The 23,568-nt window shown below is 72.3% G+C and carries 14 protein-coding genes and 1 pseudogene; 9 read left to right on the forward strand and 6 right to left on the reverse strand.

The window, feature by feature from the left end; translation table 11 throughout:
* The first annotated feature begins 212 nt into the window (after positions 1-212).
* From AB0M43_RS04635 to AB0M43_RS04645, 3 genes are read left to right on the forward strand one after another with little or no spacing between them, the layout of a single operon-like run.
* Entirely contained in the window at positions 213-3,326 is a 3,114-nt protein-coding gene (locus AB0M43_RS04635) for an amino acid adenylation domain-containing protein (RefSeq protein ID WP_363721177.1), read from the forward strand.
* A complete protein-coding gene (locus AB0M43_RS04640; protein WP_363721178.1) occupies positions 3,323-8,773 on the forward strand; it encodes an amino acid adenylation domain-containing protein in 5,451 nt (1,816 codons plus the stop codon). The genes AB0M43_RS04635 and AB0M43_RS04640 overlap by 4 nt, the downstream gene beginning before the upstream one ends.
* Positions 8,770-9,681: a TauD/TfdA family dioxygenase gene (locus AB0M43_RS04645; protein ID WP_363721179.1), complete on the forward strand. Its 912-nt coding sequence runs from the start codon at positions 8,770-8,772 to the stop codon at positions 9,679-9,681. Before AB0M43_RS04640 ends, AB0M43_RS04645 begins: the two co-directional genes overlap by 4 nt.
* Before the next feature lie 284 nt (positions 9,682-9,965).
* On the opposite strand, the gene AB0M43_RS04650 is transcribed toward AB0M43_RS04645, so the two are convergent.
* The 3 genes from AB0M43_RS04650 to AB0M43_RS04660 form a co-directional block, all read right to left on the reverse strand.
* Positions 9,966-10,178: a 4-oxalocrotonate tautomerase family protein gene (locus AB0M43_RS04650; RefSeq protein ID WP_363721180.1), complete on the reverse strand. Its 213-nt coding sequence runs from the start codon at positions 10,176-10,178 to the stop codon at positions 9,966-9,968.
* Positions 10,178-10,909, reverse strand: a complete 732-nt coding sequence (locus AB0M43_RS04655) for an SDR family NAD(P)-dependent oxidoreductase (RefSeq protein WP_363721181.1) — start codon at positions 10,907-10,909, stop codon at positions 10,178-10,180. Before AB0M43_RS04655 ends, AB0M43_RS04650 begins: the two co-directional genes overlap by 1 nt.
* An 85-nt stretch (positions 10,910-10,994) precedes the next feature.
* On the reverse strand, positions 10,995-11,585 hold the full coding sequence (locus tag AB0M43_RS04660) for a TetR family transcriptional regulator C-terminal domain-containing protein (protein WP_363721183.1): 591 nt from the start codon (positions 11,583-11,585) through the stop codon (positions 10,995-10,997).
* 53 nt (positions 11,586-11,638) lie between these two features.
* On the opposite strand from AB0M43_RS04660, the gene AB0M43_RS04665 reads away from it, so the two are divergent.
* The 4 genes and pseudogenes from AB0M43_RS04665 to AB0M43_RS04680 all read left to right on the forward strand — a co-directional run bounded on the left by AB0M43_RS04665 (position 11,639) and on the right by AB0M43_RS04680 (position 17,407).
* Positions 11,639-12,313 (forward strand): GPP34 family phosphoprotein, encoded by a 675-nt coding sequence (locus tag AB0M43_RS04665; RefSeq protein WP_363721184.1) that lies wholly within the window; start codon positions 11,639-11,641, stop codon positions 12,311-12,313.
* A 461-nt stretch (positions 12,314-12,774) separates the two neighbouring features.
* Positions 12,775-13,668 carry a hypothetical protein gene (locus AB0M43_RS04670; protein WP_363721186.1) on the forward strand — a complete coding sequence of 298 codons (894 nt, stop codon included), beginning with the start codon at positions 12,775-12,777 and terminating at the stop codon, positions 13,666-13,668.
* A 1,237-nt stretch (positions 13,669-14,905) separates the two neighbouring features.
* A pseudogene (locus tag AB0M43_RS04675) lies at positions 14,906-15,580 on the forward strand (serine/threonine-protein kinase); the annotation flags it as partial.
* Between the two features lie 1,296 nt (positions 15,581-16,876).
* Positions 16,877-17,407, forward strand: coding sequence for a hypothetical protein (locus tag AB0M43_RS04680; protein WP_363722076.1), 531 nt, complete (start codon positions 16,877-16,879; stop codon positions 17,405-17,407).
* Positions 17,408-17,473: 66 nt separating this feature from the next.
* Here the strand turns inward: AB0M43_RS04680 and AB0M43_RS04685 are convergent, their stop codons facing one another.
* The 3 genes from AB0M43_RS04685 to AB0M43_RS04695 form a co-directional block, all read right to left on the reverse strand.
* A complete protein-coding gene (locus AB0M43_RS04685) occupies positions 17,474-17,914 on the reverse strand; it encodes a hypothetical protein (protein ID WP_363721188.1) in 441 nt (146 codons plus the stop codon).
* A 519-nt stretch (positions 17,915-18,433) separates the two neighbouring features.
* Complete coding sequence (locus AB0M43_RS04690) at positions 18,434-19,177, reverse strand: response regulator transcription factor (protein WP_363721189.1); 744 nt, start codon at positions 19,175-19,177, stop codon at positions 18,434-18,436.
* Positions 19,174-20,673: a sensor histidine kinase gene (locus AB0M43_RS04695; protein ID WP_363721191.1), complete on the reverse strand. Its 1,500-nt coding sequence runs from the start codon at positions 20,671-20,673 to the stop codon at positions 19,174-19,176. Before AB0M43_RS04695 ends, AB0M43_RS04690 begins: the two co-directional genes overlap by 4 nt.
* A 170-nt stretch (positions 20,674-20,843) precedes the next feature.
* Here AB0M43_RS04695 and AB0M43_RS04700 point away from each other — a divergent pair, with 170 nt between their 5' ends.
* Positions 20,844-22,214 (forward strand): hydrolase, encoded by a 1,371-nt coding sequence (locus AB0M43_RS04700; protein WP_363721192.1) that lies wholly within the window; start codon positions 20,844-20,846, stop codon positions 22,212-22,214.
* Between the two features lie 524 nt (positions 22,215-22,738).
* The gene (locus AB0M43_RS04705; RefSeq protein WP_363721193.1) at positions 22,739-23,362 is read left to right on the forward strand and encodes a hypothetical protein; all 624 of its coding nucleotides are present in this window, start codon (positions 22,739-22,741) and stop codon (positions 23,360-23,362) included.
* Positions 23,363-23,568: the final 206 nt, after the last annotated feature.

Here is a 23,568-nt window from a genome sequence, read left to right on the forward strand (position 1 = left end):
CGTGCCCTCCCATGATCGACCAGGGGGCAGCCTACATCGCCCGTCCGTCCTTTGTACCCGGCCCTTGCCACCCCCAACGACCAGGGAGAATTCATCTTTGTCAGGGGCAAACGCACTCTCTTCGAGGCGAAAGGTGGGCATTAGCCGCGCCATGATCACTGACTACAATGGCCGAAACTTTGCGAACCCGTACCACCCTCTTTGGAGTGTCCGTGACGAAGTCAGAGCCGACTGTCGGACCGTGGGAGTTCCCCGCTTCCTTCGGCCAGGAACGGGTGTGGCTGGCGAACCAGCTCGACCCCGGCTCGCCCGTGTTCAACCTGCCCGTCCAGGTCGTGCTGCCGGTGTCGGCGGAGGCCGACCAGCTGACCGCGGCGCTGTCGGAGTTCGTCCGGCGGCACGAGCCGCTGCGGACCGCGTTCCGGCTCGACGACGGCGTGCTGACCCAGGTCGTGCACGCCGAGGTGCCGGTGGACGCGCGGGTGGAGGATCTCCGCGACCTGCCCGCCGAGGCCCGGGCGGCCCGGATCGCCGAGGCCGGCCTGGCCATGGCGCGCGCCGCGATCCCGACCGACCACGCCCCCCTGTGGCGCGCCCTGCTGTCCCGGGTCGCCGACGACCGGTGGCTGCTCACGTTCGTGGTGCACCACATCGTGTTCGACGCGGGGTCCTATCTGGTCCTGTCCTCCGAGCTGGAGGAACTCGCCACGGCCGCCGCGCAGGGCCGGCCGGCCCGGCTGCCGGAGCTGGCGATCGGCTATCCGGACTACGCGGTCTGGCAACGTCAACAGCTCACGGACCAGGTCAAAGACCTCCATCTGGGGTACTGGCGGGGCCAGCTCGCCGGCGCCCCCGACGTGCACACCGTGCCCACCGACCGCCCCCGCCCGGCCCAGCTCGGCTATGCCGGCGACGAGGTCCGGTTCCACCTGCCCGCGGGGATGCTGGACGACGTGACGGCCATCGGCCGGACCCTGTCGGCGACCCCGTTCATGGTGTTCCTCGCGGCGTACGCGGCGACGCTGTCGCGGCTGTCCGGCCAGGGTGACCTGGTCGTGGGCGTCACGACGGCCGGCCGGGAGCTGCCGGAGCTCGAACCGCTGGTCGGCATGTTCATCAACCAGCTCGCGATCCGGGTCGACACCGCCGCCGACCCGTCGTTCGCGGGCCTCGTCGGGCGGGTCCGCACGGCCGTGCTGGACGCGATGGAGCACGGGGCGCTGCCGTTCCAGACCGTGGTCGAGGCGCTGGTGCCGGGGCGGGATCCGAGCACGCAGCCGCTGTACCAGCTGGGGTTCAACTTCATCCCGCACACGGGGATCGAGCCGGTGGCGTACAACACGACGAAGGACGATCTCGCGTTCGACGTGACGGCCGACGAGTGCCGCCTGCTGTACCGCACGGACCTGTTCGACCGGTCCACCGCCGAGTCCGTCGTGGCCCGCTACCTGCGGTTGCTCGCCGGCGCGCTCGCCGACCCGGACACGGCCGTGTCGGAGCTGCCGCTGCTGTCCGCCGAGGAGCACGAGGCGGTCCTGCACGGCTGGAACGCCACGGCGGCCGACGTGCCCGAGCGGACCCTGCCGGACCTGTTCGCCGAGCAGGTCGCCCGCACCCCGGACGCGACGGCACTGCGGCACGGCTCCGAAACGCTGACATACTCCGAACTCTCCGGGCGCGTCGCCGGGGTCGCGCGCCGGCTCCGGGGCCTGGGCGTCGGCCCCGAGAGCGTGGTCGGGGTGCACGCCGAGCCGTCGGTCGACCTGGTCGTGGGCCTGCTCGGCGCCCTGGAGGCGGGCGCCGCGTACGTGCCGCTGGATCCGGACCTGCCGGACGACCGGTTGGCGTACATGGTCGCCGACACCGGGGCGAAGGTGGTATTGACCTGCGGGAAGCTTGCCTCCGAGGTCGCGCAGCTGCGCCTGGACGATCCGGACGAATGGGCCGGGGCACCCGAGACTGCGGGCTCCGTCGCCGGGCCGGGGAACCTCGCCTACGTGCTCTACACCTCCGGCTCGACCGGCCGGCCCAAGGGCGTGATGGTCGAACACCGCTCGGTGACCGCCTACCTGGCCTGGTCCCGGCACACCTACCCCGGCCTGGCCGGGCGGGCGCTCGTGCACTCCCCCGTCGCGTTCGACCTCACCGTCACCGGCCTGTTCGGACCGTTGACGGCGGGCGGCACCGTGGAACTCGCCTCCCTGGCCGAGCCGCCGGCCGAGGCGCCGACGTTCCTGAAGGCCACCCCCAGCCACCTGGCGCTGCTGGCCACCCTGCCCGACGAGTCCTCGCCGACCGGGGACCTGGTGCTGGGCGGGGAGGCGCTGTCCGCCGACGCCGTCGACGCCTGGCGGGCCCGGCACCCGGGGGCGGCCGTGATCAACGAGTACGGGCCGACCGAGGCGACCGTCGGCTGCGTCGCGGCCCGGATCGCGCCCGGGGAGCCGCTGCCCGCCGGGCCGGTGTCCGTGGGCCGGCCGATCTGGAACACCCGGATCCACATCCTCGACGGGAACCTGCGGCTCGTGCCGCCCGGCGTACCCGGCGAGTTGTACGTCGCGGGGGTGCCGGTCACCCGGGGCTACCTGGGCCGGCCCGGGCTGACCGCCGACCGGTTCCTGCCCTGCCCCTACGGGCCCCCCGGCCAGCGGATGTACCGGACGGGCGACCTGGCCCGCTGGCGGTCCGACGGCACCGTGGACTACCTGGGCCGGGCCGACGAGCAGCTCAAACTCCGGGGCTACCGGATCGAGCCGGCCGAGATCGAGGCGGTGCTGCGCGACCGGCCGGGCGTGCGCGAGGCGGCGGTGGTCGCCCGCGAGGACACCCCGGGCGACCCGCGTCTGGTCGGCTACCTGGTCGGCGACACGGACCCGGCGACCCTGCCGGCGGCACTCGGCGCGGTGCTGCCCGACTACATGGTGCCCTCGGCGTTCGTGGTCCTCGACGCGCTGCCGCTCACCCCGAACGGCAAGCTCGACCGGCGCGCCCTGCCCGCCCCGGGCCCGGCCGTCGCCCGGCCGTTCGCGGCCCCCGAGGGCGCGGCCGAGGAGCTGGTCGCCGAGGTGTTCGCCGAACTGCTCGGCCTGGACCGGATCGGCGCGGACGACGACTTCTTCGAGCTGGGCGGCAACTCCCTGCTCGCGATCCGGGCCATCGCGCGGCTCCGGAGCAGGACCGGCGTGACGATCCCGACCCGGGGTCTGTTCACGCACTCGGTGGTGGCGCAGCTCGCCGCCGAGATCGAACGCACACTCGCCGAGGAGCTCGACCAGCTCAGCGACGCCGAGATCGAGCAACTGCTCGCCGAGGAAGGTCCCGCATGACCGACACGAAGTCCGCCCGCGCGGCCCTGCTGGAGCGCCGGCTCCGGCAGCGCGCCGCCACCGCCGAGGGGCCGGCGCCGATCCCGACCCGGCCCGCCGGCACCGCCCCGCCGCTGTCGTACCAGCAGGAACGGGTCTGGTTCATGGAGCAGTTCGCTCCGGGGACCACCTCGTACAACATCCCGGTGCCGCTGCGGTTGCGCGGGCCGATCGACCTGGACGCGCTCCGGGGCGCCCTCGCCGCGCTGCCCGCCCGGCACGAGGCGCTGCGGATGCGGTTCCCGGCCGACGAGAACGGCCAGCCCACCGTGGAGGTCGCCGACACGGTGGACGTGCCGCTGCGGATCGTGGCGGCGGCCGACGAGGACGAGGCGCGCGTCGTGGTCGAGGCGGCGGCGAGCGAGACGTTCGACCTGGTCACCGGGCCGCTCCTGCACGCGACGCTGGTGTCGTTGGCCGCCGAGGACCACATCCTGCTGCTGTCCTCGCACCACATCGTCGGCGACGGCTGGTCCGTGGACATCCTGCTCCGCGACCTCACCGCGTCCTACCACGGCGCGCGGGCCGGGACGGGTGCCGGGCTGCCCGACCTGCCGATCTCCTACGGGGACTTCGCGCACTGGCAGCGCGCCACCCTGGCCGGTACGGAGCTGGACCGCAACCTGGCGCACTGGAGCGAACGCCTGACCGGCGTGCCCGCGCTGGAGCTGCCCACCGACCGGCCCCGGCCGGCGACCCAGACGTTCGACGGGGACTGGCACCTGTTCCACATCCCGGCGGAGCTGGCCGAGGACGTGGGCCGCCTCGCCCGCGAGCACGGGTCGACCCTGTTCATGGCGCTGCTCGCCGCGTACCAGGTGCTGCTGTCCCGGTATGCCGACCAGGACGACTTCGCGGTCGGCTCCTCCTCGGCGGGCCGGGGCCGGCCGGAGCTGGAGGGCGTCGTCGGCATGTTCGTCAACATGCTGCCGTTGCGCGCCCAGCTGGCCGGCGACCCGACGTTCGTGGAGCTGCTCGACCGGACCCGGCACCTGGTGCTCGACGCGTTCGACCACGCCGACGTGCCCTTCGAACGGCTGGTCACGGCGCTGGGCGTGCCCCGCAGCGTGAGCCGGTCGCCGGTGTTCCAGGCCATGTTCGTGCTCCAGAATTACGAGATGGGCCGGATCGACGCGGCCGGCACCTCGGACCTGTCGTTCGAGTGGAACCCGATGGACCTGAAGGCCACCCGGTTCGACCTCGAACTGCACGTCGTCGAGATCGCCTCGGGGCTGCGCTGCCGGCTCGTGCACAACACGGCGCTGTTCGGCGAGGCGACGGTGGTCCGGATGGCCGGGCACCTCCGCGCGCTGCTCGCCTCGGTCGTGGCCCGGCCGGACGCGCCGGTGTCCACCCTGGAGCTGCTGGGCGCCGACGAACGGGTCCAGGTCACCGACGGCTGGAACGCGACCGGCGCGGCCTTCCCCGACCAGGCGACCCTGCACTCCCTGATCGAGGCCACGGTGGCCTCCGCACCCGACGCGGTGGCGCTGACCGTGGAGGGCGCGAGCCTGACGTACGGGGAGCTCAACGCGCGGGCCAACCAGGTCGCGCACCGGCTGCGGGCCCTCGGGGTCGGGCCGGAGTCGCTGGTGGGCGTGTGCGCGCAGCGGTCCGTGGAGCTGCCGGTGGCCCTGTTGGGCGTGCTGAAGGCGGGGGCGGCGTACCTGCCGCTGGATCCGGAGTACCCGAAGGAGCGGTTGGCTTTCATGCTCGGCGACGCCGCCGCGCCCGTGGTGCTGACCCAGGCGGCGTTGCGCGCGGACCTGCCGGCGACGGACGCGCTGGTCCTGGACCTGGACGACCCGGCCGAGTGGTCCGGGCAGCCCGACGGGAACCCGGAGCCGCTCGCGGGGCCGACGAATGCGGCCTACGTCATCTACACCTCCGGCTCCACCGGCCGGCCCAAGGGCGTCACGAACACCCACCGGGGCATCGTGAACCGGCTCGACTGGATGCAGCGGGAGTACGGGCTGACCGCCGCCGACTCCGTGCTGCAGAAGACGCCGGCCAGCTTCGACGTGTCGGTCTGGGAGTTCTTCTGGCCGCTGCTGGCCGGCGCGCGCCTCGTGCTGGCCCGGCCCGGCGGGCACAAGGACGCCGGCTACCTGCGCGAACTCCTCACCGCCGAGCGGATCACCACCGCGCACTTCGTGCCGTCGATGCTCGCGGTGTTCCTCGCCGAGGACGGCGTCGAGGACTGCCGGTCGCTGCGCCGGGTGCTGTGCAGCGGCGAGGCGCTCCCGGTGGCCTCCGCCGTGGCGCTGACCTCCCGGCTGCCGGAGTGCGCACTGTACAACCTGTACGGGCCCACCGAGGCCGCGATCGACGTGACCAGCTGGCACTGCCGGCCCGACGCGCTCGCCGACCTGGCCAGCGTGCCGATCGGCGCCCCGATCCAGAACCTCTCCGTGTACGTGCTGGACGCGCACGGCCGGCCCGCGCCGGTCGGCGTCCCCGGCGAGCTGCACCTCGGCGGGGTGGGCGTGGCGCGCGGCTACCACCGCCGGCCCGCGCTGACCGCCGACCGGTTCGTCCCCGACCCGTTCGGCACCAACCCGGGGTCGCGGCTGTACCGGACCGGCGACCTGGCCCGGTGGCGGCACGACGGGACCGTGGAGTTCCTCGGCCGGATCGACGGCCAGGTCAAGCTCCGGGGCCAGCGGATCGAACTCGGCGAGATCGAGGCGGCGCTGCTCGACCAGCCGGGGGTCCGCGAGGCCGTGGCCCTGGTCCGGGAGGACTCCCCCGGCGACCAGCGGCTCGCCGCCTACGTCGTCGGCGACGCCGTGCCGGCCGAGCTGCGCACCGCGCTGAAGGCCACCCTGCCCGACTACATGGTGCCCGGCACGGTGACCGCCCTGGACACCCTGCCGCTCACCCCGAACGGCAAGCTCGACCGGGCCGCGCTGCCCGCGCCGCAGGCCCAGCGCGACGCCTCCGCCGCCCTGGTCGAACCCGGCACCGACACCGAACGGGCCGTGTGGCGGGTGTGGGCCGACGTGCTCAACACCGAGACGTTCGGCGTGCACGACGACTTCTTCGACCTCGGCGGGCACTCGCTGCTCGCCACCCAGGTGGTCGCCCGGCTGCGCAAGGTGCTCGACGGCGGCCGGTCGGTCGGGGTGATGGACCTGTTCGCGCACCGCACCATCGCCGAGCTGGGCGTCTTCGTCGACGGGGAGGGCGAGGCGGGACCGCGCCGGCTGCTGTACGAGCTGACCAAGCCGGGGGCCCGGACGCTGTCGTACGTCTGCCTGCCCTACGGCGGCGGCAGCGCCATCGTGTACCAGCCGCTCGCCGACGCGCTCCCGGCCGGCCACGCGCTGTGGTCGGTGGCCATCCCCGGCCACGACGTCGGGCTGTCCGAGGAGGGCCTGCCCTTCGACGAGCTGGTCGAACGGGTGACCGCCGAGATCCTCGAACGCGTCCAGGGCCCGCTGGTCCTGTACGGCCACTGCGGGGTCGGCAACGCCATCACCGTCGGGGTGGCCCGCCGCCTGGAGGCCGCCGGCCGCGAACTGGAGGCCGTGTACATCGGGGCGATCTTCCCGTTCGCCCGGCTGAAGGGCGCCTGGGGCAACCTGCGCGCCCGGCTGGAGAAGTTCCGCAGCAACCGGTTCTACACGAACTGGCTCGCGTCGATGGGCGTCGACACCAGCGAACTCGACCCCGAGCAGGCCGACCGGATCATCACGAACATGCGCGCCGACGGGGTCGCGGCGGAGGCGTACTTCACGGAGCTGTTCAACCACAAGGTCGACAAGCTCCGCGCGCCGATCATCTCCGTGGTCGGCTCGGAGGACCCGGTCACGGACTACCACGCCGAGCGGTACACGGAATGGCAGTTCCTCACCGACACCGTGGCCCTCGTCGTCCTCGACCAGGCCGGGCACTTCTTCCTCAAGCACCGCGCCGACGAGCTCGCCGAGATCGTCAGCACGGTGCACCCGGCGGTCCGCGCGGGCGACGTGCGGGCGGTCGAGGCGGCCACGAAGGGCGAGGACGCGGCCTGGGCGCTGCACGACTGGCGGCACCCCGGGGACACCCCGCCGCCGGCCACCGTCGCGCCGAGCATGGGCCGGTTCCTGAGCGTGGCCGTCGGGCAGCTGGTCTCCTCGACCGGCTCGGCGCTGACCGCGTTCGCGGTGCCGATCTGGCTGTACACGAAGACGGGTTCCGTGGCCCAGCTCGGCCTGCTGTGGGCGGCGTCGCTGATCTGCGGGGTGCTCACCCTGCCGGTGGCCGGCGCGATCATCGACCGGACCGACCGGCGGAAGATCATGATGGCCGCCAGCTGCACGGCCGGCGCGATCCAGCTGACCCTGGCGCTGCTGCTCTGGACCGGGCAGACCGCGCTGTGGCCGCTGTACGTGCTGCTCTCGTTGGGTTCGGCGGCCGGGGCGTTCCAGCGGATCGGGTTCCAGGCGGCCGTCCCGCAGCTGGTGCCCAAGCGGTACCTCGGGCAGGCCACCGGGTTGGCCCAGCTCAGCAACGGTTTCGCGGTACTGCTGATGCCGGTGATCGCCGCCGGCCTGTTCGCCGCGATCGGGCTGGTCGGGATCCTCGCGATCGACGTGGCCAGCTACGCGCTCGCCGTCACGGTGCTGCTGTTCGTGCGGTTCCCCGACACCATGGGCTGGCGGCCGAAGGAACGGCTGCTCACCGCGATCGCGGGCGGCCTGCGGTACTCGTGGAACCACCGCGGCTTCCGCACCATGCTCGCGTACTTCGCGATCGCCAACATCTTCCTCGCCCCCGCCCTGGTGCTGCTGCCGCCGCTGGTGCTGTCGTTCGGCGGCCCCGCCCAGGTGGCCCAGGCGGTCCTCGCCGAGGCGCTGGGCGCGGTCGCGGGCGGCACCCTGATGGCCGTGTGGGGCGGCCCCCGCAGCCGCCGGATGATCGGCGTACTGATCGGCAACCTCGGCATCGCCGCCGGCTGCCTCATCACGGGCCTGCACCCGTCCGTGGCCGTCGTCGCGGTCGGCGTGTTCACCATGGCCATGGCGATGACCGTCTCGCAGGGCATCTACGTGACCGTCGTGCAGGTCAAGGTGCCGCAGCGGTACCACGGCCGGGTGTTCGCGCTCAACCAGACCATCGCCTGGTCGACGCTCCCGATCGGGTTCGCGATCCTGGCCCCGCTGGCCGTGCGGCTGTTCGGGTCCGCGATGGCCCCCGGCGGCGCGCTCGCCGACTCCGTGGGCCTGGTGCTCGGCACCGGCGCCGGCCGGGGCATCGGCCTCACCTATGTCGTGTTCGCCCTGGTGATGGCCCTGATCACCGTCGTCGCGTTCCGGATGCGGATCCTGCGCCGGTTCGACACCGAAGTACCCGACGCGCTGCCCGACGACCTCGTCGGCGCCCAGGAACGCGCGCGCCGCCTGGAAGAGAGGACCGCCGCATGAGAGAGCTCGTCGGCAACGGCCACACGTCGCTGGCCGTGCACACCGTGACAGAGGCCCTGGACGGGCTCGACGCGATCCACGCCGACCTGGCCACCGTCGGGGCCGTGCTGCTGCGCGGGCTGCCGGCGGACCTGGACCTGTTCGACCGGGTGGTGCGGACCGTGGGCGGGGAGCCGTTGGAGTACACGGAGCGGTCGACGCCGCGCAGCGAGGTGCAGGGCAACATCTACACCTCCACGGAGTACCCGGCGGCGCAGTCCATTCCGATGCACAACGAGAACTCCTACTCCGACACCTGGCCCGGGCGGTTGTTCTTCGTCTGCCACACGGCCGCCGAGACCGGGGGCGCGACCCCGATCGCGGACAGCCGGGCCATGCTGCGCCGCATCCCGCAGGCGGTGCGCGACCGGTTCGCCGACGGGGTGGTCTACACCCGGGCGTTCCAGGAGGACCTGGGACTGTCCTGGCAGGAGGCGTTCCAGACCCAGGAGCGCACAGTCGTCGAGGAGTACTGCGGCAGGCACGGCCAGCAGTTCGAGTGGACCGACTACGGCCTGCGTACCCGGCACCACCGGCCCGCCACCCAGAAGGAACCGGTCACCGGCGAGGACGTGTGGTTCAACCAGGCCAACCTGTTCCACGTGTCCAGCCTGGACGCCGAGGTCAGCGAGATGCTCCAGGAGCTGTACGCCGTCGAGGACCTGCCCCGGCACGCCACCCTCGCGGACGGCTCGCCGATCACGGCGGCGGACCTGGACGCGATCCGGGAGGCCTACGACGAGGTGAGCCTCGCGCTGCCGTGGCGGGTCGGGGACGTGATGGTGGTCAACAACATGCTGGTCGCGCACGGGCGGCAGCCGTTCACCGGGGAACGGCGGATCCTGGTCGCGATGACGGCGGCGCCCTGACAGGTTGAACGGGGGCGGCCCCGGTTCCGTGGACGTCCACGGGACCGGGGCCGCTTTCTCGGGGTACCCGGCGGGTGGGTGCTTCTCGGGGATCCCGGCGGGTGCGTGCTTCTCGGGGTTCCCGGCGGTGCGTGCTTCTCGGCGTTGCCTGCGGGTGCGTGCCGGCCGGGTCCGCGCGGTTCGGCGCGGCCGTTGGTCCCGGGGCCCGGTCGGTGCCGCCCCGGCTCCGGGCGGGGAGTCCGCCGGGCGCGCCCCCGTCGGGGTGGCGGCGCGCCCGGCCCGGCTCACTGTGCTCTCTGGGCCGCCCGGTAGTCCTCGACGGGCAGGCCGCCGACGCCCCAGTTCTCCAGCTCGACCTCGTCGATGACCACGAACGTCGTCGCCGGGTTCTTGTCCAGTACCTCGCGGAGCAGCTCCGTCACCCCGTGGATGAGCGCGGCCTTCTGCTCCCCGGTCGTACCCCCCTCGCGGGTGATCTTGATGTTGACGTACGGCATCAGGCCCTCCCGGTGACGTAGCCGCCGTCGACCCGCAGGATGTGCCCGGTCGTGAACGTGGCGTCGGCCAGGTACAACACGGCCGCCGTGGTCTCGGAGACCTCGCCGATCCGGTCGAGCAGGGCCAGGCCGCCGAGCCCGTCGACATTGGCGGCGGCGTGCAGCGGGGTACGGATGATGCCGGGGGCGACCGCGTTGACCCGGATGCCGAGCGGGGCGAGTTCGGCGGACAGGCTGGTGGTCAGCGCGTGCACGCCGCCCTTGCTCACCAGGGGCGCGGAGGCGGGCAGGCTGGTCACGGCGTGGTCGATCAGGACGGTGCCGATGTTGACGACCGCGCCGCCGGTGGCCTGGCGGGCCATCTGCCGGACCACGGCCTGGGTGGTGAAGTAGGTGCTCTTCAGGTTCCCGGTCAGGTAGCTGTCGAGGTCGTCCTCGGTGACGTCGAGGAACGGCTTGGCCCCGAAGATGCCGGCGTTGTTGACCAGCACGTCCACCGAGCCGAACCGCTCGACGGCGGTGCGGACGAGCGCCTCGCGGGTGGCCGCGAGGCTGTTGTCCCCGGCGACGGCGGCCGTCCGGTCGGGCTGGCCGAGGTCGGTGACGACGGCCTTGAGCTTGTCGGCGTCGCGGCCGTTGAGGACGACGTTCGCGCCCTGGTCGAGGAAGCCCCGGGCGATGTCGAGCCCGATCCCGCTGGACGAGCCCGTGACGATGACGGTTCTGGACATGTTCTCTCCTGTGCTGGTCCGATCGATATACGACCGGTCGTCTTGGAATTGGGGCAAAAAAAGAGAGCCGAACTCCGGCCCCCGGTCACGGCCGGAAGTAGCCGTCGAGCTGATGCCGTAGGCAGCGGTCGAGCGGTTCGAGCGAACGGTCGATCTTCATCCGGATCACCGCGCCCTCCCACGACTCGACCAGCACGTCCGCCAGCTCCGTCGCGTCGATGTCCGCCCGGACCGTGCCGTCGCGCTGGGCGGCGGCGAGCGCGTCGCGCACGTCGTCCCGCCAGGCGCGGAACGCCACCGCCAGCGCGTCCCGACAGGCGTCGCTGCCGTCGAGCTCGCCCGCCAGGTTCGCCAGCAGGCAACCCCCCGCGAACCGCGCCTCCTCGAACGCGGCCATCTGGCGCTCGAAGAACGTCCGCAGCCCGACCAGCGGGGCGGGGGCGTTCTCCATCGCCTCGGCCATGCTCCGGGCGGTGCAGTCGCGGTAGTAGCGGATGACGGCGACGCCCAGGTCCTCCTTGCTGGCGAAGTAGTTGTAGAAGGAGCCCTTGGGCACCTGGACCTCGTCGAGGATCTGTTTGATACCGGTGCCGTGGTAGCCGTTCTCCAGGAACGCGGCCGCACCCGCCTCGAGCAGCCGCGTACGGGTGCCGTCACTGAGTCTCGGTCGCGCCATGAGAAGAACATACGACCGGTCGTCTTGGAATGTCAACACGTAATCTCGAGGACATGACCGTTGTCTCCCTCGCCGCCGAACTCGTCCTCCTCACCCGCGACGCGTCGGGCGGTTCCCGGTTGGGTTCCGCGCACCTCACCCCGGGCGTGGGCGGGGCGTTGCTCCTGGAACTCGCGCTCGCCGAACGCGTCGAGGTCTCGGGCCGCAAGGTCATCGCCCGCGACACCCGCCCCGTCGGCGACTCCCCCACCGACGCCGCGCTCGCCCGGATCGCGACGGAGCGGGCCCGCACCCCCAAGGCCTGGGTGAACCTGCTCGGGAAGGCCGGCCGGCAGCCGGTCCTCGACCAGCTCGTCGGGGCCGGGATCCTCCGCGCCCACCACGACAAGGTCCTGCTCGTCTTCCCCCGGACCCGCTACCCGGACGCGCACGGCACCCCGTCCCCCGCCGAGGCCGACGCGCTCCGGCGGATCCGGGCCGCCGTCACCGGCACCGGTGAGGTCCCCGCCCGGACCGCCGCGCTGTGCGCCCTGGTCGGCGCGGTCGGGTTCGACAGGAAGGTGTTCGGGGATCTGCCGCGTGGGCAGGTCCGGGCCCGGATGAAGGAGATCGGTGAGGGGGCTTGGGCGGCTGATGCCGTTCGGAGGGCCATTGCGGAAGTGCAGGCGGCGGTCATGGCGGGCATCGTCGCGTCCACGACTGCGTCTACGGCGGCGACGACCAGCTAGGGTCCGTCCGGGTTCCGGCGCCCGATGCCCGGCGCCCGGTGCCCGGTGCTTGATGCCCGGCGCCCGACGCCCGGCGCCTGGTGCTCGGCGCTTAATGCCCGATGCCCGGCGCCCCCGTGCTCGGTGCCGTGCCCGATGCCCGGCGCTCGGTGCCCTCGTGCTCGGTGCTCGGTGCTCGGTGCTCGGTGCTCGGTGCGAGCGTCGGCGTCGGCCCCGGACCGGCCACGGGCGGTCCTGACGTCCGGGGTGTGCGCCGGGGCCGGCGGCGGGCTTCGGCGCGGGGCCGGTTCGGCGGTCGGCGACGCTGGCAGGGCCTAGCGGGTGCGTGGGGCGGTGCCGGGTGGGTGTGGTGTCGCGCGGCTCAGTGGTGGGCGGGCGGTGCCGGGCAGGCCGGGGGTGTCGTGCGACTCGGCGGTGGGCGGTGCCGGCAGCCCGGTGTGCGGCCCGGGATACCGTAGGTGATGCCCGAACAGGAAACTCCCCGCGCCTCGACCGCCCCGCTCGGTAGCCACCGCTCCGCCGAACGGCTCTCCGAGCGCACCGGCCTGCGGGTCAAGCCCAGCGACATCGACGACCTCGCCGCGGCCGGCGCGCTCGTCCCCGTGGGGCAGTACAAGGGGAATCCGATCTTCCGGCTCAACGACCTCGACGGGGTCGACAAGGACCAGATCGCGGAGATCGTCGAACGCCGGCAGAACTGGCGGGCCGTCAGCAAGTCCGCGAGCGGGGCGCTGGAGCTGCTCGGCTGGAACAAGGAGGACTTCCAGCGGCTCACGGCCGAGCGGGGCATCACGGCGGGCCCGGGCGGCCGGTACGCGGTGGCCGACCTGGAGAAACTCGCCGCCGACCCGGCGCTCGTCGCCGAACTGGCCGCCGACCGGCTGCTGACCCTCGACGAGGCCGCCGCGCACCTCGGGGTGCGCCGCCTCGACCTCGACTACTGCCTGGCCGCCGGCTGGCTCAGCCCGCACGCGCACCGCCGGGCCGCCGCCGGCCGGAACAAGGGCGCCACGGTCTCGGTGCCGCTGTACCGCACGGCCGACGTGGACGCCCTCCTCGACGTGTACGGCGTGGACTGGGCCGAGGTCCGGGCCGCCCGCCCCGGGGTACCGTCGCCGCTGGCCGAGTGGACCCGACTGCCCGCCGCGCGCGCCGCCGCGATCCGGGGCTTCTGCGCCGAACTGGCGGCCTGGTACCGGATCGAGGTCCGCGCGACCTGGCGCGCCGAGACGGACATCTGGGACGTCGAGTGGACCCGCGACGGGGCCGGCGAACCGACCGTCGAGCAGGTGGAACAGGCGGTGGACGGGCACTCGGTGCGGGCGTACTGGCCGGACATGGAGCTGCGGGCGTAGCTGCGCCGGAGATCCGGTCGGGTGCGGCCGGATGCAGTTGGGTTCTGCCTGCGGGGTGCCGGATCGCGGTGCCGGCTTGTCGGCGACCCTGGTGCCGAGGCATCGCGCGCGGCGGGGTGCGCGGCCGTTCGGTGATCCGGTGCCGCGCCAACCTCGCCGCGGATACCGGCACCCGCCGATCGCGAGACACCACCACACCGGCAGTCATCGACGTCGACCTGGGCGGCGGGACGTGGGCTGATGTGCGGCGCGATCGCAGCTGTTCTGGGCGCGTGGCACGCGCATGGCCGTCCCGAACGTGGGACACGATCACGGCTGCCCCGGGATCCACGGCGCATGCGCGGCCATCCTGAACGCGCGGCCCGACAGTAGCCGCCCCGGGCCTGCGGCGCATGTGACCGGCCGCCCTGAACGTGCGACGCGATCGCAGCCGCCCCGAATCTGCAGCGCATGCGCGGCCGCCTGAACGCGTGGCCCGATGCCAGCCGCTCCGGATCTGTAGCGCATGCGCGGCCGTCCGGAAGACGCGACGCGATCACGGCTGCCCCGGATCTGTGGCACGTGCACGGCCGCCTTGAACACGCGGCCCGATGGCAGCCGCTCCGGGTCTGTGGCGCGTGTGCCTGGCCGTCCTGAACGCGTGACGCGATCGCGGCCGCCCCGGATCTGTGGCGCGTGTGCCCAGCCGCCCAGAACGCGCGACTCGATCGCAGCCGCCCCGAATCTGTGGCGCATGCACGGCCGGCTGAACGAGCGGCCCGATGGCAGCCAGCCCGGGTCTGTGGAGCGTGTGCCTGGTCGTGCTGAACGCGCGACTCGATCGCGGCCGCTCCGGAGGGGTAGGGGCGTGTGTGGCCGGCCTGAGCAGCTGGTTCGATGGTGGCCGCTTCGGATCTGTGGCGCGTACGCGGCTGTCGGGGTGCGCGGCGTTCGCGCGCATGGACTCCTGGTTGGCCTTCGCTCGCGGGCTCGGTCAAGGTGGGCGGAGGCGTCGTCCACTGTGCGTACCCGTCGAAGGGTGTTGATCTTTTGGGGTTGTCGTCATTGGGCGAACGGGCGGCGAGCGGGGTCCGGGTAGGCTCGGCACCGCGCGCGGCGGCCCGGCCCGACGCGTCTACAGGTGTCCCGCGACACCCGGCCGGGTAGGAATCGACGAGTTGTGGAGCGTGGCGTGGTCGAGGGAACCCGGATCGTCGGCGGACGCTACAGCCTGGGCGAACGCATCGCCGCCGGCGCGATGGGCGTCGTCTGGCGGGGCCAGGACCTGCGCCTCGGCCGGGTGGTCGCGATCAAGGAACTCCTCCTGCGCGGCGCCGGCGACCCGATCGCCGTCTCCGAGGCCAAGCGCCGCGCCATCCGGGAGGCCCGGATCGCCGCCCGGCTGCACCACCCCAACGCCGTCACCCTCTTCGACGTCGTCGAGGACTCGGACCAACCCTGGCTCATCATGGAGTACCTGCCCTCGCAGAACCTCACCATGGTCCTCGCCGAACGCGGCCCCCTGTCGCCCGTCGAAGTGGCCGGGATCGGCCGGCAGTTGGCCTCCGCGCTCGCCGCCGCGCACGCCGCCGGGATCGTGCACCGGGACGTCAAGCCGGGAAACGTGCTGGTCACGCCGCACGGGACCGTGAAGATCACGGACTTCGGGATCTCGCGGGCCGTCGGGGACGCGACCATCACGGCCGCGAGCATCATCTCCGGGACACCCGCGTATCTGGCGCCCGAGGTCGCGCGCGGCGGGGACGCCGACCATCCGTCGGACGTGTTCTCGCTGGGGGCGACGCTGTACAGCGCGGTCGAGGGGGTGCCGCCGTTCGGGACGGACACGAATCTGATCGCGTTGCTGCACCGGGTGGCCGGGGGTGTGTTGCGGCCGCCGGTGCAGGGTGGGGTGTTGACGCCGGTGTTGTTGGAGATGTTGCACCGGGATCCTGGGGTTCGGCCCGGGATGGCGGAGGTGGCTGAGAGGTTGGGGGGGCTGGCTGGGGGGAGTCGGCTGGGGTTGGGGAGTGGGGTTGGGCTGGGTGGGGCTCGGGGTGGGGTTGCTCGTGGTGGCGTGGCGCGAGGTGAGGGGGCTGAGGGGGCTCCGGGTGGATTGGCGCCTACGCTGATTTCTGCTCTCGGGCCTGGGGGGCGGTCGATCCTGGACTCGGCTCCGGAGGCTGGGTCCGGATCTGGCTCGGGTTCTGCTTCTGCTTCTGCTTCTGAGTCGGTTTCGCCTGCGGGTCCTGGGTCTGGAGGTCGTTCCGCCACGTCTGCGAAGGTGCCGTCGGGGTCGGATTCGGACGTGGATTCGTACGTTGGGTCCGTTCCGAAATCGGACTCGGATTCTGCGTCAGCATCCGGGCTAGGTGTGGCATCTACCCTTGCTTCGGGATCGGGTGTCGATGCGGATGGCGACCGGCGTTCGGGTCCTGGGCGAGGTCCAGCGGCGGGTGTGAGCCCGGCTTCGACCTCGGCACGGGTAACGGGCTCGGAATCTGCGTTGGCCGGGAACCTAGCCTCAGACTCGAACTCAGACTCTGGCTCGAACTCTGACACGAACCCGGAGACGGACTCGGAGACGGACTCGGGCCAGGGTTCGGGTCGTCGTTTGGACCCGCGTCGGGACTCGGGCGGTGGCGCAGGTCCCGACTCGAGCCTGGCTCAGGGTGTGACTCCGGGTTCCGCCTTGGCCCCGGGGCCGGCCCTGGTCCCGGATTCGGCCCTCGATCCAGATCCGGCGCAGTCCCGGGGTTCGAACGTGGATTCGGACACGGGATCGGCGATGCCCCTTGCCTCAGACTCGGCACCGGCACAGGTATCGGCACTGGACCTAGATGCGGAGTCTGACGCGGCGTCTTCGCAGGACACGGCGTCCGGGTCGGCCGATGATGCTGCTTCAGGACGGAGTTCGGTGGCCGTCGTGAGCGAACATGCGGAACAGGAGTCGATTGTCGATTCCGTTCCGGCGCCGATCCGAAAGTCAACGTCCATACCGACTTCGTCACCGGGTTCGACCCCGGCCCCGACCCGGGCTTCGGCTTCGGCTTCGGCTTCGGCTTCGGCTTCGGCTTCGGGCACAACGACTGCGGCGGCGAAAGCGGCACGGGTCGCGGCCGTGGTGGAGGCGGCGAGGGCTGGCGCCCAGGCTTCGGCCCGGACCCGGCCGTCCGCTGTGGCCGGGGCGTCGGGATCGGAGACGGCGTCCCGTTCCCGGCGAAGGTATGTGCTGGTCGCGGCCATCGTGGCGGTACTCGCCACCGCCGGCCTCGTGGCCGTACTCGTCAACAAGGGCGATAGTCCCGGCGCCACCGGGCCGCAGCCGACCTGGTTCAGCTCCGCCGGCAAGCCCACGCTCGCCGGGTCCACCAGCCCCTCGTCCCCCGGATCATCCACCGGCGCCACCTCCGCCCCGTCCGCCTCCCCGTCGGGCAGAGCCCCGGAAGGGGCGGCCACCACTCCGCCGCGGGCGATCGCGGACTACTACGCGCTGATGCCGGGCGACACCCAGGCCGGCTACGCCCGGCTGTCGGACCGGTTCAAGCAGGACCGCGCGCGCTCGTACGGCGACTACCAGGCATTCTGGGGCCAGATCCGGTCGGTGACCGCCACGGAGGTGACCGCTGTGGACGAGAGGGCGGTGTCGGCGACGATCACGTACACGACCTCGTCCGGCGAGACCTCCCAGGAGCGGCACGTGTACGGCCTCGTGCAGGTGAACGGCCAATGGGTCATCGACAGCCAGCGCATGGCATAGCCCACGGACAACACCCACCAGCGCTGGACCCGCGAACCCGGGCGCACCCCATCGGGTGGGCCCAGATCACTTCTTGGCTTTGGTGTACGTGCACATGTCGTAATCGTCGGGGTCGCCGATGAATGCGTAGAGGTGTTCGTCGTCGACGATCTGGAAGTTCTGATGCGGCGGTCCGGTCTCCAGGGTGAGGACCTGTTCGGGGTCGAAGCTCTCGGGCCCCTCCAGGGTCCACGTGCCGGAGTCGTTGATCCGGGTCGATCCCGGGGTTCTGCGGTTGTCGCCGCACTCGAGGACGTCGGTTCTGGTGAACGTGCCATTGGCGTTGATGGTGAGCGTGCCGCCGTGTGGGCCGTCCCAGTTGCCGACGACGTCGGCGGCCACCACGTCCGGGGATGGTCCGACCCAGCCGCAACAGCAGCACGAGGCCAGGCTGCAGCCGCCGAGGAGGACCGCGACGAGCGTCCAGCGGGCGGCGAACCACGCCCGACCTTTGAACACGTTCAACATGGGCGCAGCCTAGCGCGGGTGGCCTGGTTTCGGGGGCCCGCTCCCCCGTCGTGATCTAGCACCGCCGCGGCTGATGGCACTCGACGGTGGCGTCGTCCGACCGGCGGAACTGGGTACCCGCTGCACCACACCCAGCTTGGCGCGGCATGGCAGGGCGGCCTTGTCCGGGTTGTTCCGCTACGGGCCTCCGGACCGCAGTAGGTCATGGGGATCCTTGGTACGTCGGGACCGCCGCAGGTCACGGGGACCTCGGTGCGTCAAAGCGACCGCGGTAGGTCGCCGCGAGCGCCGCAGGTCACAGGGACTGCGGTAGGTCGCACACGCGACGGCGTCGTCCGTTCGGGGGCACCGGATGCCGCAGGTGCCCGTCCAGCGAAACGTGCAGGCCAAGCCACACCTCACCCCCTCGCGGCGTCGGACTGCTCCTCTGAGCGGCCTTCGCTGGGTTGTTCGTCCGTAGGTCGACCCCGGGGGCGCGCCGAACATGGTGCGCACCTGGGCGTTTGTCGAGCGTCGCGGTCAGGGTTCGGGTCTGACCATGCCGGTTTCGTAGGCCAGCACCACCGCCTGGACCCGGTCCCGGAGCTGGAGCTTGGCCAGGATCCTTCCGACGTGCGTCTTCACTGTCGTCTCCGCCACGTAGAGTCGCGCACCGATTTCGAGGTTGGACATCCCTTCCGCCACCAGTAGGAGCACCTGCCGTTCGCGGTCGGTCAGCGCGGCCAGCCGCGCGGCTCCCGTCGCCCCGATGGTCGCCACGGCCACCGGGCCCGTGTCGTCCGGCCCCCCTTCCGATCCTGATCCGGGTGGGAAGGCCGCAGGGTCGGACGGAGCCGCGACGAACTGGCCGGCGAAGCGCTCCAGCAAGCGTCGGGTGATCCGGGGCGCGACAACCGCGTCGCCGCTGGCCACGATCCGGATCGCCGCGAGCAACTCGGCCGACGGCACGTTCTTGAGAAGGAAGCCGCTGGCGCCGGCCTGCAGCGCCGCGAACGCGTCCTCGTCGGTGTCGAAGGTGGTGAGCACCAGGACCCGGGGACCTTCCGGTCGGGCACAGAGCACCCGGGTGGCGGCCACGCCGTCCATGACCGGCATCCGGATGTCCATCACCACGACATCGGCGACGACATCCCGCAGCAGCCGCAGCGCCTCGGCCCCGTCGCCGGCCTCGCCGACCACCTCCATGTCGTCCTGGGCGGACAGGATCACCCGGAAACCGGCCCGGACCAGCTCCTGGTCGTCCACCACTACCAGCCGGATCACGCGCCGCCACCGTTCGTGTCGGGAACTCGTGGCGCGGCGTGACCACCTGGAGCACCCGGCCGAGCGACAGGGGAGCTGCTGGACCTGGCGGAATTGGAGGAACTGGGGGAACTCAAGGCGCTGCCGGACATCGAGGAGCTGGCAGCTCTGGTGGAGGAGATGGAGCCGGCGGAGGCGGTGGCGGTGGAGGCGGTGGAGGTGATGGTGGAGGCGGACGTGTTGGAGGCGGAGTCGGCGGCGGGGCCGATGGAGGAGGAGCTGGCCTGATCATCTGGGCGGACAGCTGCCTTGGCCCGGGGGATCGTCGCCGCGACCCGCCACCCTCCACCGGGGCCCGGACCAATGGACAACTCACCGCCGTGCACCGCCACCCGCTCCCTGATCCCTACCAGGCCGTGACCGCCAGACGCCCGTTGGCGACCATCCGACGCCGATCGGGTGGTCGCTGGCCGGCCCGCGCCGTCGTCACTCACCTCGATGGAAAACCTCTCCGACGTGTACTCCAGCCGCAATGTCACCGCCGCATCCTGCCCAGCGTGCCGCAAGGCGTTCGTCAGCGACTCCTGCACGATCCTGTACACCGTCAACTCCTCCGCCGCGCTGAGTCCCGCCGGCGTACCGATGGTCTCCCTCGTCACCCGCAGACCGGCCGAGGTGGTGCGGGCCACCAGACCGTCGAGTTCGGCCAGGCCGAGCTGGCGCCGAGCCTCGGAGCCCAAGTCCCCGTCCGTGTTCCCGTCCGCTTCCGAGTCGGGATCGGTCGATGCACCGCGCAGTACCGCGACGACCCGGCGCATGTCGTACAGGGCGTCACGGCCGGTGGACGCGATCGTCGCCAGCGCGTCGTGTGCCCGGGTCGACGAGCGGTCGACCAGGTAGCCGGCGGCGTCGGCCTGCACGATCATGACGCTGAGGCTGTGGGCCACCACGTCGTGCAGTTCCCGGGCGATCACGGCCCGTTCGTCGGCGGCGGCCAGCCGGGCGAGGTGGTCACGCTCGCGCTCCAGGGTGGCGGCCCGTTCCTCCAGCGTCGCCACGTACAGCCGGCGGGTCCGCATGCTGTAGGCCGTGATCCAGACGGCGAGGGTCGTGGCGCCGACCACCCAGACGATGGTCCAGAAGTTGTCGGACTGCCGCGCCTCGACCAGCCCCGCCACCACGACACCCGCCCCTGCCGCCACCCCGGCCAGCAGGCCCCAGGACAGCTCCGGGCGGTACTTGACGACCGAGTACATGGCGATGAGCACCGCGACGTCGAACCAGCGCACCGAGTCCCGCAGGAGCAGGTGTGCCGGGGCGAGCACGCACACGGCGGCCATCGTGACAAGGGGCTGACTCCGGCGCCCGAGCAGCGCCACCGCCATCAGCAGGCCGACGCCGACGACGGCGGGAGAGGTCAGCCCCTGTTCCAGGAGCGCGAGAAGCGCGACGCCCGTCGCCACGCCGACGTCGAAGCTCCAGGACCGAAACCGCAGGTAGTGCCACCTTCGCCACACCCGGACAACGATAGTGGCCGGCACGCGACGGCGCGTCCTCCGTGGGGCGTCCTACTTGGGTAGGACTTCGGGCGTCGCGGGCCCGTCCAGTCGGTCCTCAGGACGACGACCGGCCGCCCGTCCCGGACATAGCGTCCAGGGTGACATCCGCCCGACCCGAGGGACGCCCGATGATCCGAAGCAATGACGACCTTCTCACTGACCACGCCCCCGTGGGCGGAGGCGATCGCGGCCGGATGCCGCGTCGCCGGTTCGTGCTCTCCGTCGCGGCGACCGCCGGCCTCACACTGCTGGCAGGCACGCCGGCCGCCGCCCGACCCTCCGCCACGACCGGCGCCTCCACCACCCCTCCGTCGGAGGCCCCCGGCCCAGGCCGGCCCTCCGCCTCGGCCAGAACCACGGCACCGTTCGCTCTTCCCGCCACGACGGGTGACTACCCGATCGGCACCGTGGCCCTGCACCTCATCGACCCGAACCGGACGGATCCGTGGGTGACACCCGCTACAAGGAGGGAGCTGATGGTCCAGTTGTGGTATCCGACCGAACACCCCGACAACCGGCTCCTGGCGCCCTGGCTGACCCCCGCCGAGGCCGGACCGGTCGGGCGCGATCTCATCGAGACCGTGGGCGGCACACCCCGGGAGGTGCCCGGCCTGGCCGCGGTCCGGACCCATGCCCGGCTGGGGGCCCCGGTCGCGATCCGGCGCGGCGGCTGGCCGGTGGTGCTGTTCTCCCCCGGCTTCGGCGCGCAGCGCAACTCCAGTGCCGCGATCGTGGAGGACCTGGTCAGCCGGGGGTATGTGGTCGCCGCCATCGACCACACCCATGACGCCATGGCTGTGGAGTTCCCCGATGGCCGGATCGAGCCCAACACGATCATTCCCCTGCTCCGCGACATCCAGGATCCGGAGCAGCTGGCCGTGTTCGCGCGCCGGATGGTGGAGGTGCGGGCAGCCGACGCCCGGTTCGTGCTGGACCGGTTGGCAGTGCTCCACACGGGCGGCAATCCGGACGCCGGAGGAAGGTGCCTGCCCCGTGGCCTGGTGGGGGCGTTCCGACTGACCGGGGTCGGCATGTTCGGCCATTCCCTCGGCGGGGCGACCGCCGCCCAACTGATGCATGACGATCCGAGGATCAGCGCGGGGATCAACCTGGACGGCACGCCGTACGGGGCGGACGCGGCGGCGGGGCTCGACCGGCCGTTCCTGCTGGTGGCGGCCGAGGACCACACCAGGGTGGACGACCCGGCCTGGGGGACGTTCGCCGACAACCTGCGCGGCTGGCACCACGAGATCCGAATGGCCGGGGCTCGGCATCTCAGCTTCCACGACACCGTGCTGCTGGGCCCTGCGCTGGCCCGGCTCGCGGACGTGCCGGTCGAGCGGGTCACCGAGGTGTACGGCCCGATCGACGGCCGACGCGCGGTGGCCGTGGCGCGCGCCTACGTCGGGGCATTCTTCGACCTGCACCTGCGCCAACGGAACGGGCATCTGTTCGACGGCCCGTCACCGAGGTACCCGGAGGTCACGTTCGTGTCATGAGGACGTGCCCGCCGTTGGCCGTCATCGCCCGCTGGCCGCCGCTGGAGGCCGCTCGCTCTGGATCACCGGTCACGTCGGGTGGCGGGCATCTGCGTGGACGCCGCCGCCGGGCCGCCGCTCGCGCTGAGCCGCCAGTTGCGCTTGGCCGCCGCGCCGTCGGTCGCCCCGCGCCGTCGGTCGCCCCGCGCCGTCGGTCGCGCCGGGCCGTCGCCCGTCGCCCTCAGCTGACAACCGCTCGCGCTGAGCCGCCGCCCAGCGTCACTCACCGCTCACCGGCTACCGCTCGTTGCGCGCCGCTCACCGGTCACCGCTCGTTGCCCGCCGCTCACTGCTTACCGCTCACCGGCCGTTGCCCGTTGCTCACGCTGACCGCCCGTCGCCCGTCTCTTGCCGCTCACTGCCGCAACCGCCGCCCATTCGAGAGCACGGAGACGCGCGACCTTGGAAGCAGCGGTAGGCGGGGTAGGGGCTGAAGGTGGGGTCAGTCCTCGCTGCGGTGGGCTGGCGCTGCCATTCAAGCCCTGATGACCGATCAGCGACGTTTCGACCGTGGAGCGGACTTCGAGGGCACAATGGACGAAGTGAAGTGGGTATTCGACTACCTGGGTCTGCTGATCTTCCTCAGCCTAGTCCTCCTGGCGGCCGTCGGGACGACAGTGGAATGGATACTGGAACGCCTGCGCGCTGGCCGCACGTCCTGGCCTCGTGGCTGGCGGTGGCTGTGCCGGGTAGGCCGGCACCCGACTGCGGGACGGCACGCCCACCCCGGGTCCGCGACGGACCCGTGCCGGTATGAGTGGCGGTGCGCGGCCTGTAGCCGTCTGACGTCCACCAGGTTGATCCATGACCACGGCCCAGCCGGCGGGAAAGACACGACGTGCGTTCGGATCGCTGTCTGCCGCCGCTGTGGCGACGAACGCCGCACGACAGACCACCGTCTCAGACGGGTCCTCGGCGTCGACCTGGACGGCGAGGACCGCAGCCGGATCGCGACATGGAGAAGGGTCGAGGCCTGTGACGTCGTCGAGATCTGCGTCGACTGCGGCAACTGCGACATCTCCACGTTCCAGCGGCACGACCCGGAGTCCACGGACTACAACAACCGCTGTCGGCGCTGCGGGTACTGGGACTCCGACGACTCCGATTGACCGCCCAGGGGCCGAACCGCTTGTGCGCGGTCGACTCCGGCCTCCCCGGCACCACAGACTTCGTCTTCCACCTCACATCCATCCTGGACACGAACCACACCCGTCGCCCTATGCACGAGGCACACCCATCGCGGAGAACTCCCGCCTCAGGTCGGGGCGGCCAGAGGCTCCACACGCGGCAAACTCCCGCCTCACGTCAAGGCAGC

The sequence above is a fragment of the Longispora sp. NPDC051575 genome (assembly GCF_040681875.1).
Classification (GTDB): Bacteria; Actinomycetota; Actinomycetes; order Mycobacteriales; family Micromonosporaceae; genus Longispora.

Coding starts and splice junctions, on each gene's coding strand:
- AB0M43_RS04640 (WP_363721178.1), top strand. CDS start 3,323: ATGACCGACACGAAGTCCGCCCGCGCGGCCCTGCTGGAGCGCCGGCTC.
- AB0M43_RS04655 (WP_363721181.1), bottom strand. CDS start 10,909: ATGTCCAGAACCGTCATCGTCACGGGCTCGTCCAGCGGGATCGGGCTC.
- AB0M43_RS04705 (WP_363721193.1), top strand. CDS start 22,739: ATGACCGATCAGCGACGTTTCGACCGTGGAGCGGACTTCGAGGGCACA.
- AB0M43_RS04645 (WP_363721179.1), top strand. CDS start 8,770: ATGAGAGAGCTCGTCGGCAACGGCCACACGTCGCTGGCCGTGCACACC.
- AB0M43_RS04685 (WP_363721188.1), bottom strand. CDS start 17,914: ATGTTGAACGTGTTCAAAGGTCGGGCGTGGTTCGCCGCCCGCTGGACG.
- AB0M43_RS04700 (WP_363721192.1), top strand. CDS start 20,844: ATGATCCGAAGCAATGACGACCTTCTCACTGACCACGCCCCCGTGGGC.
- AB0M43_RS04665 (WP_363721184.1), top strand. CDS start 11,639: ATGACCGTTGTCTCCCTCGCCGCCGAACTCGTCCTCCTCACCCGCGAC.
- AB0M43_RS04660 (WP_363721183.1), bottom strand. CDS start 11,585: ATGGCGCGACCGAGACTCAGTGACGGCACCCGTACGCGGCTGCTCGAG.
- AB0M43_RS04650 (WP_363721180.1), bottom strand. CDS start 10,178: ATGCCGTACGTCAACATCAAGATCACCCGCGAGGGGGGTACGACCGGG.
- AB0M43_RS04670 (WP_363721186.1), top strand. CDS start 12,775: ATGCCCGAACAGGAAACTCCCCGCGCCTCGACCGCCCCGCTCGGTAGC.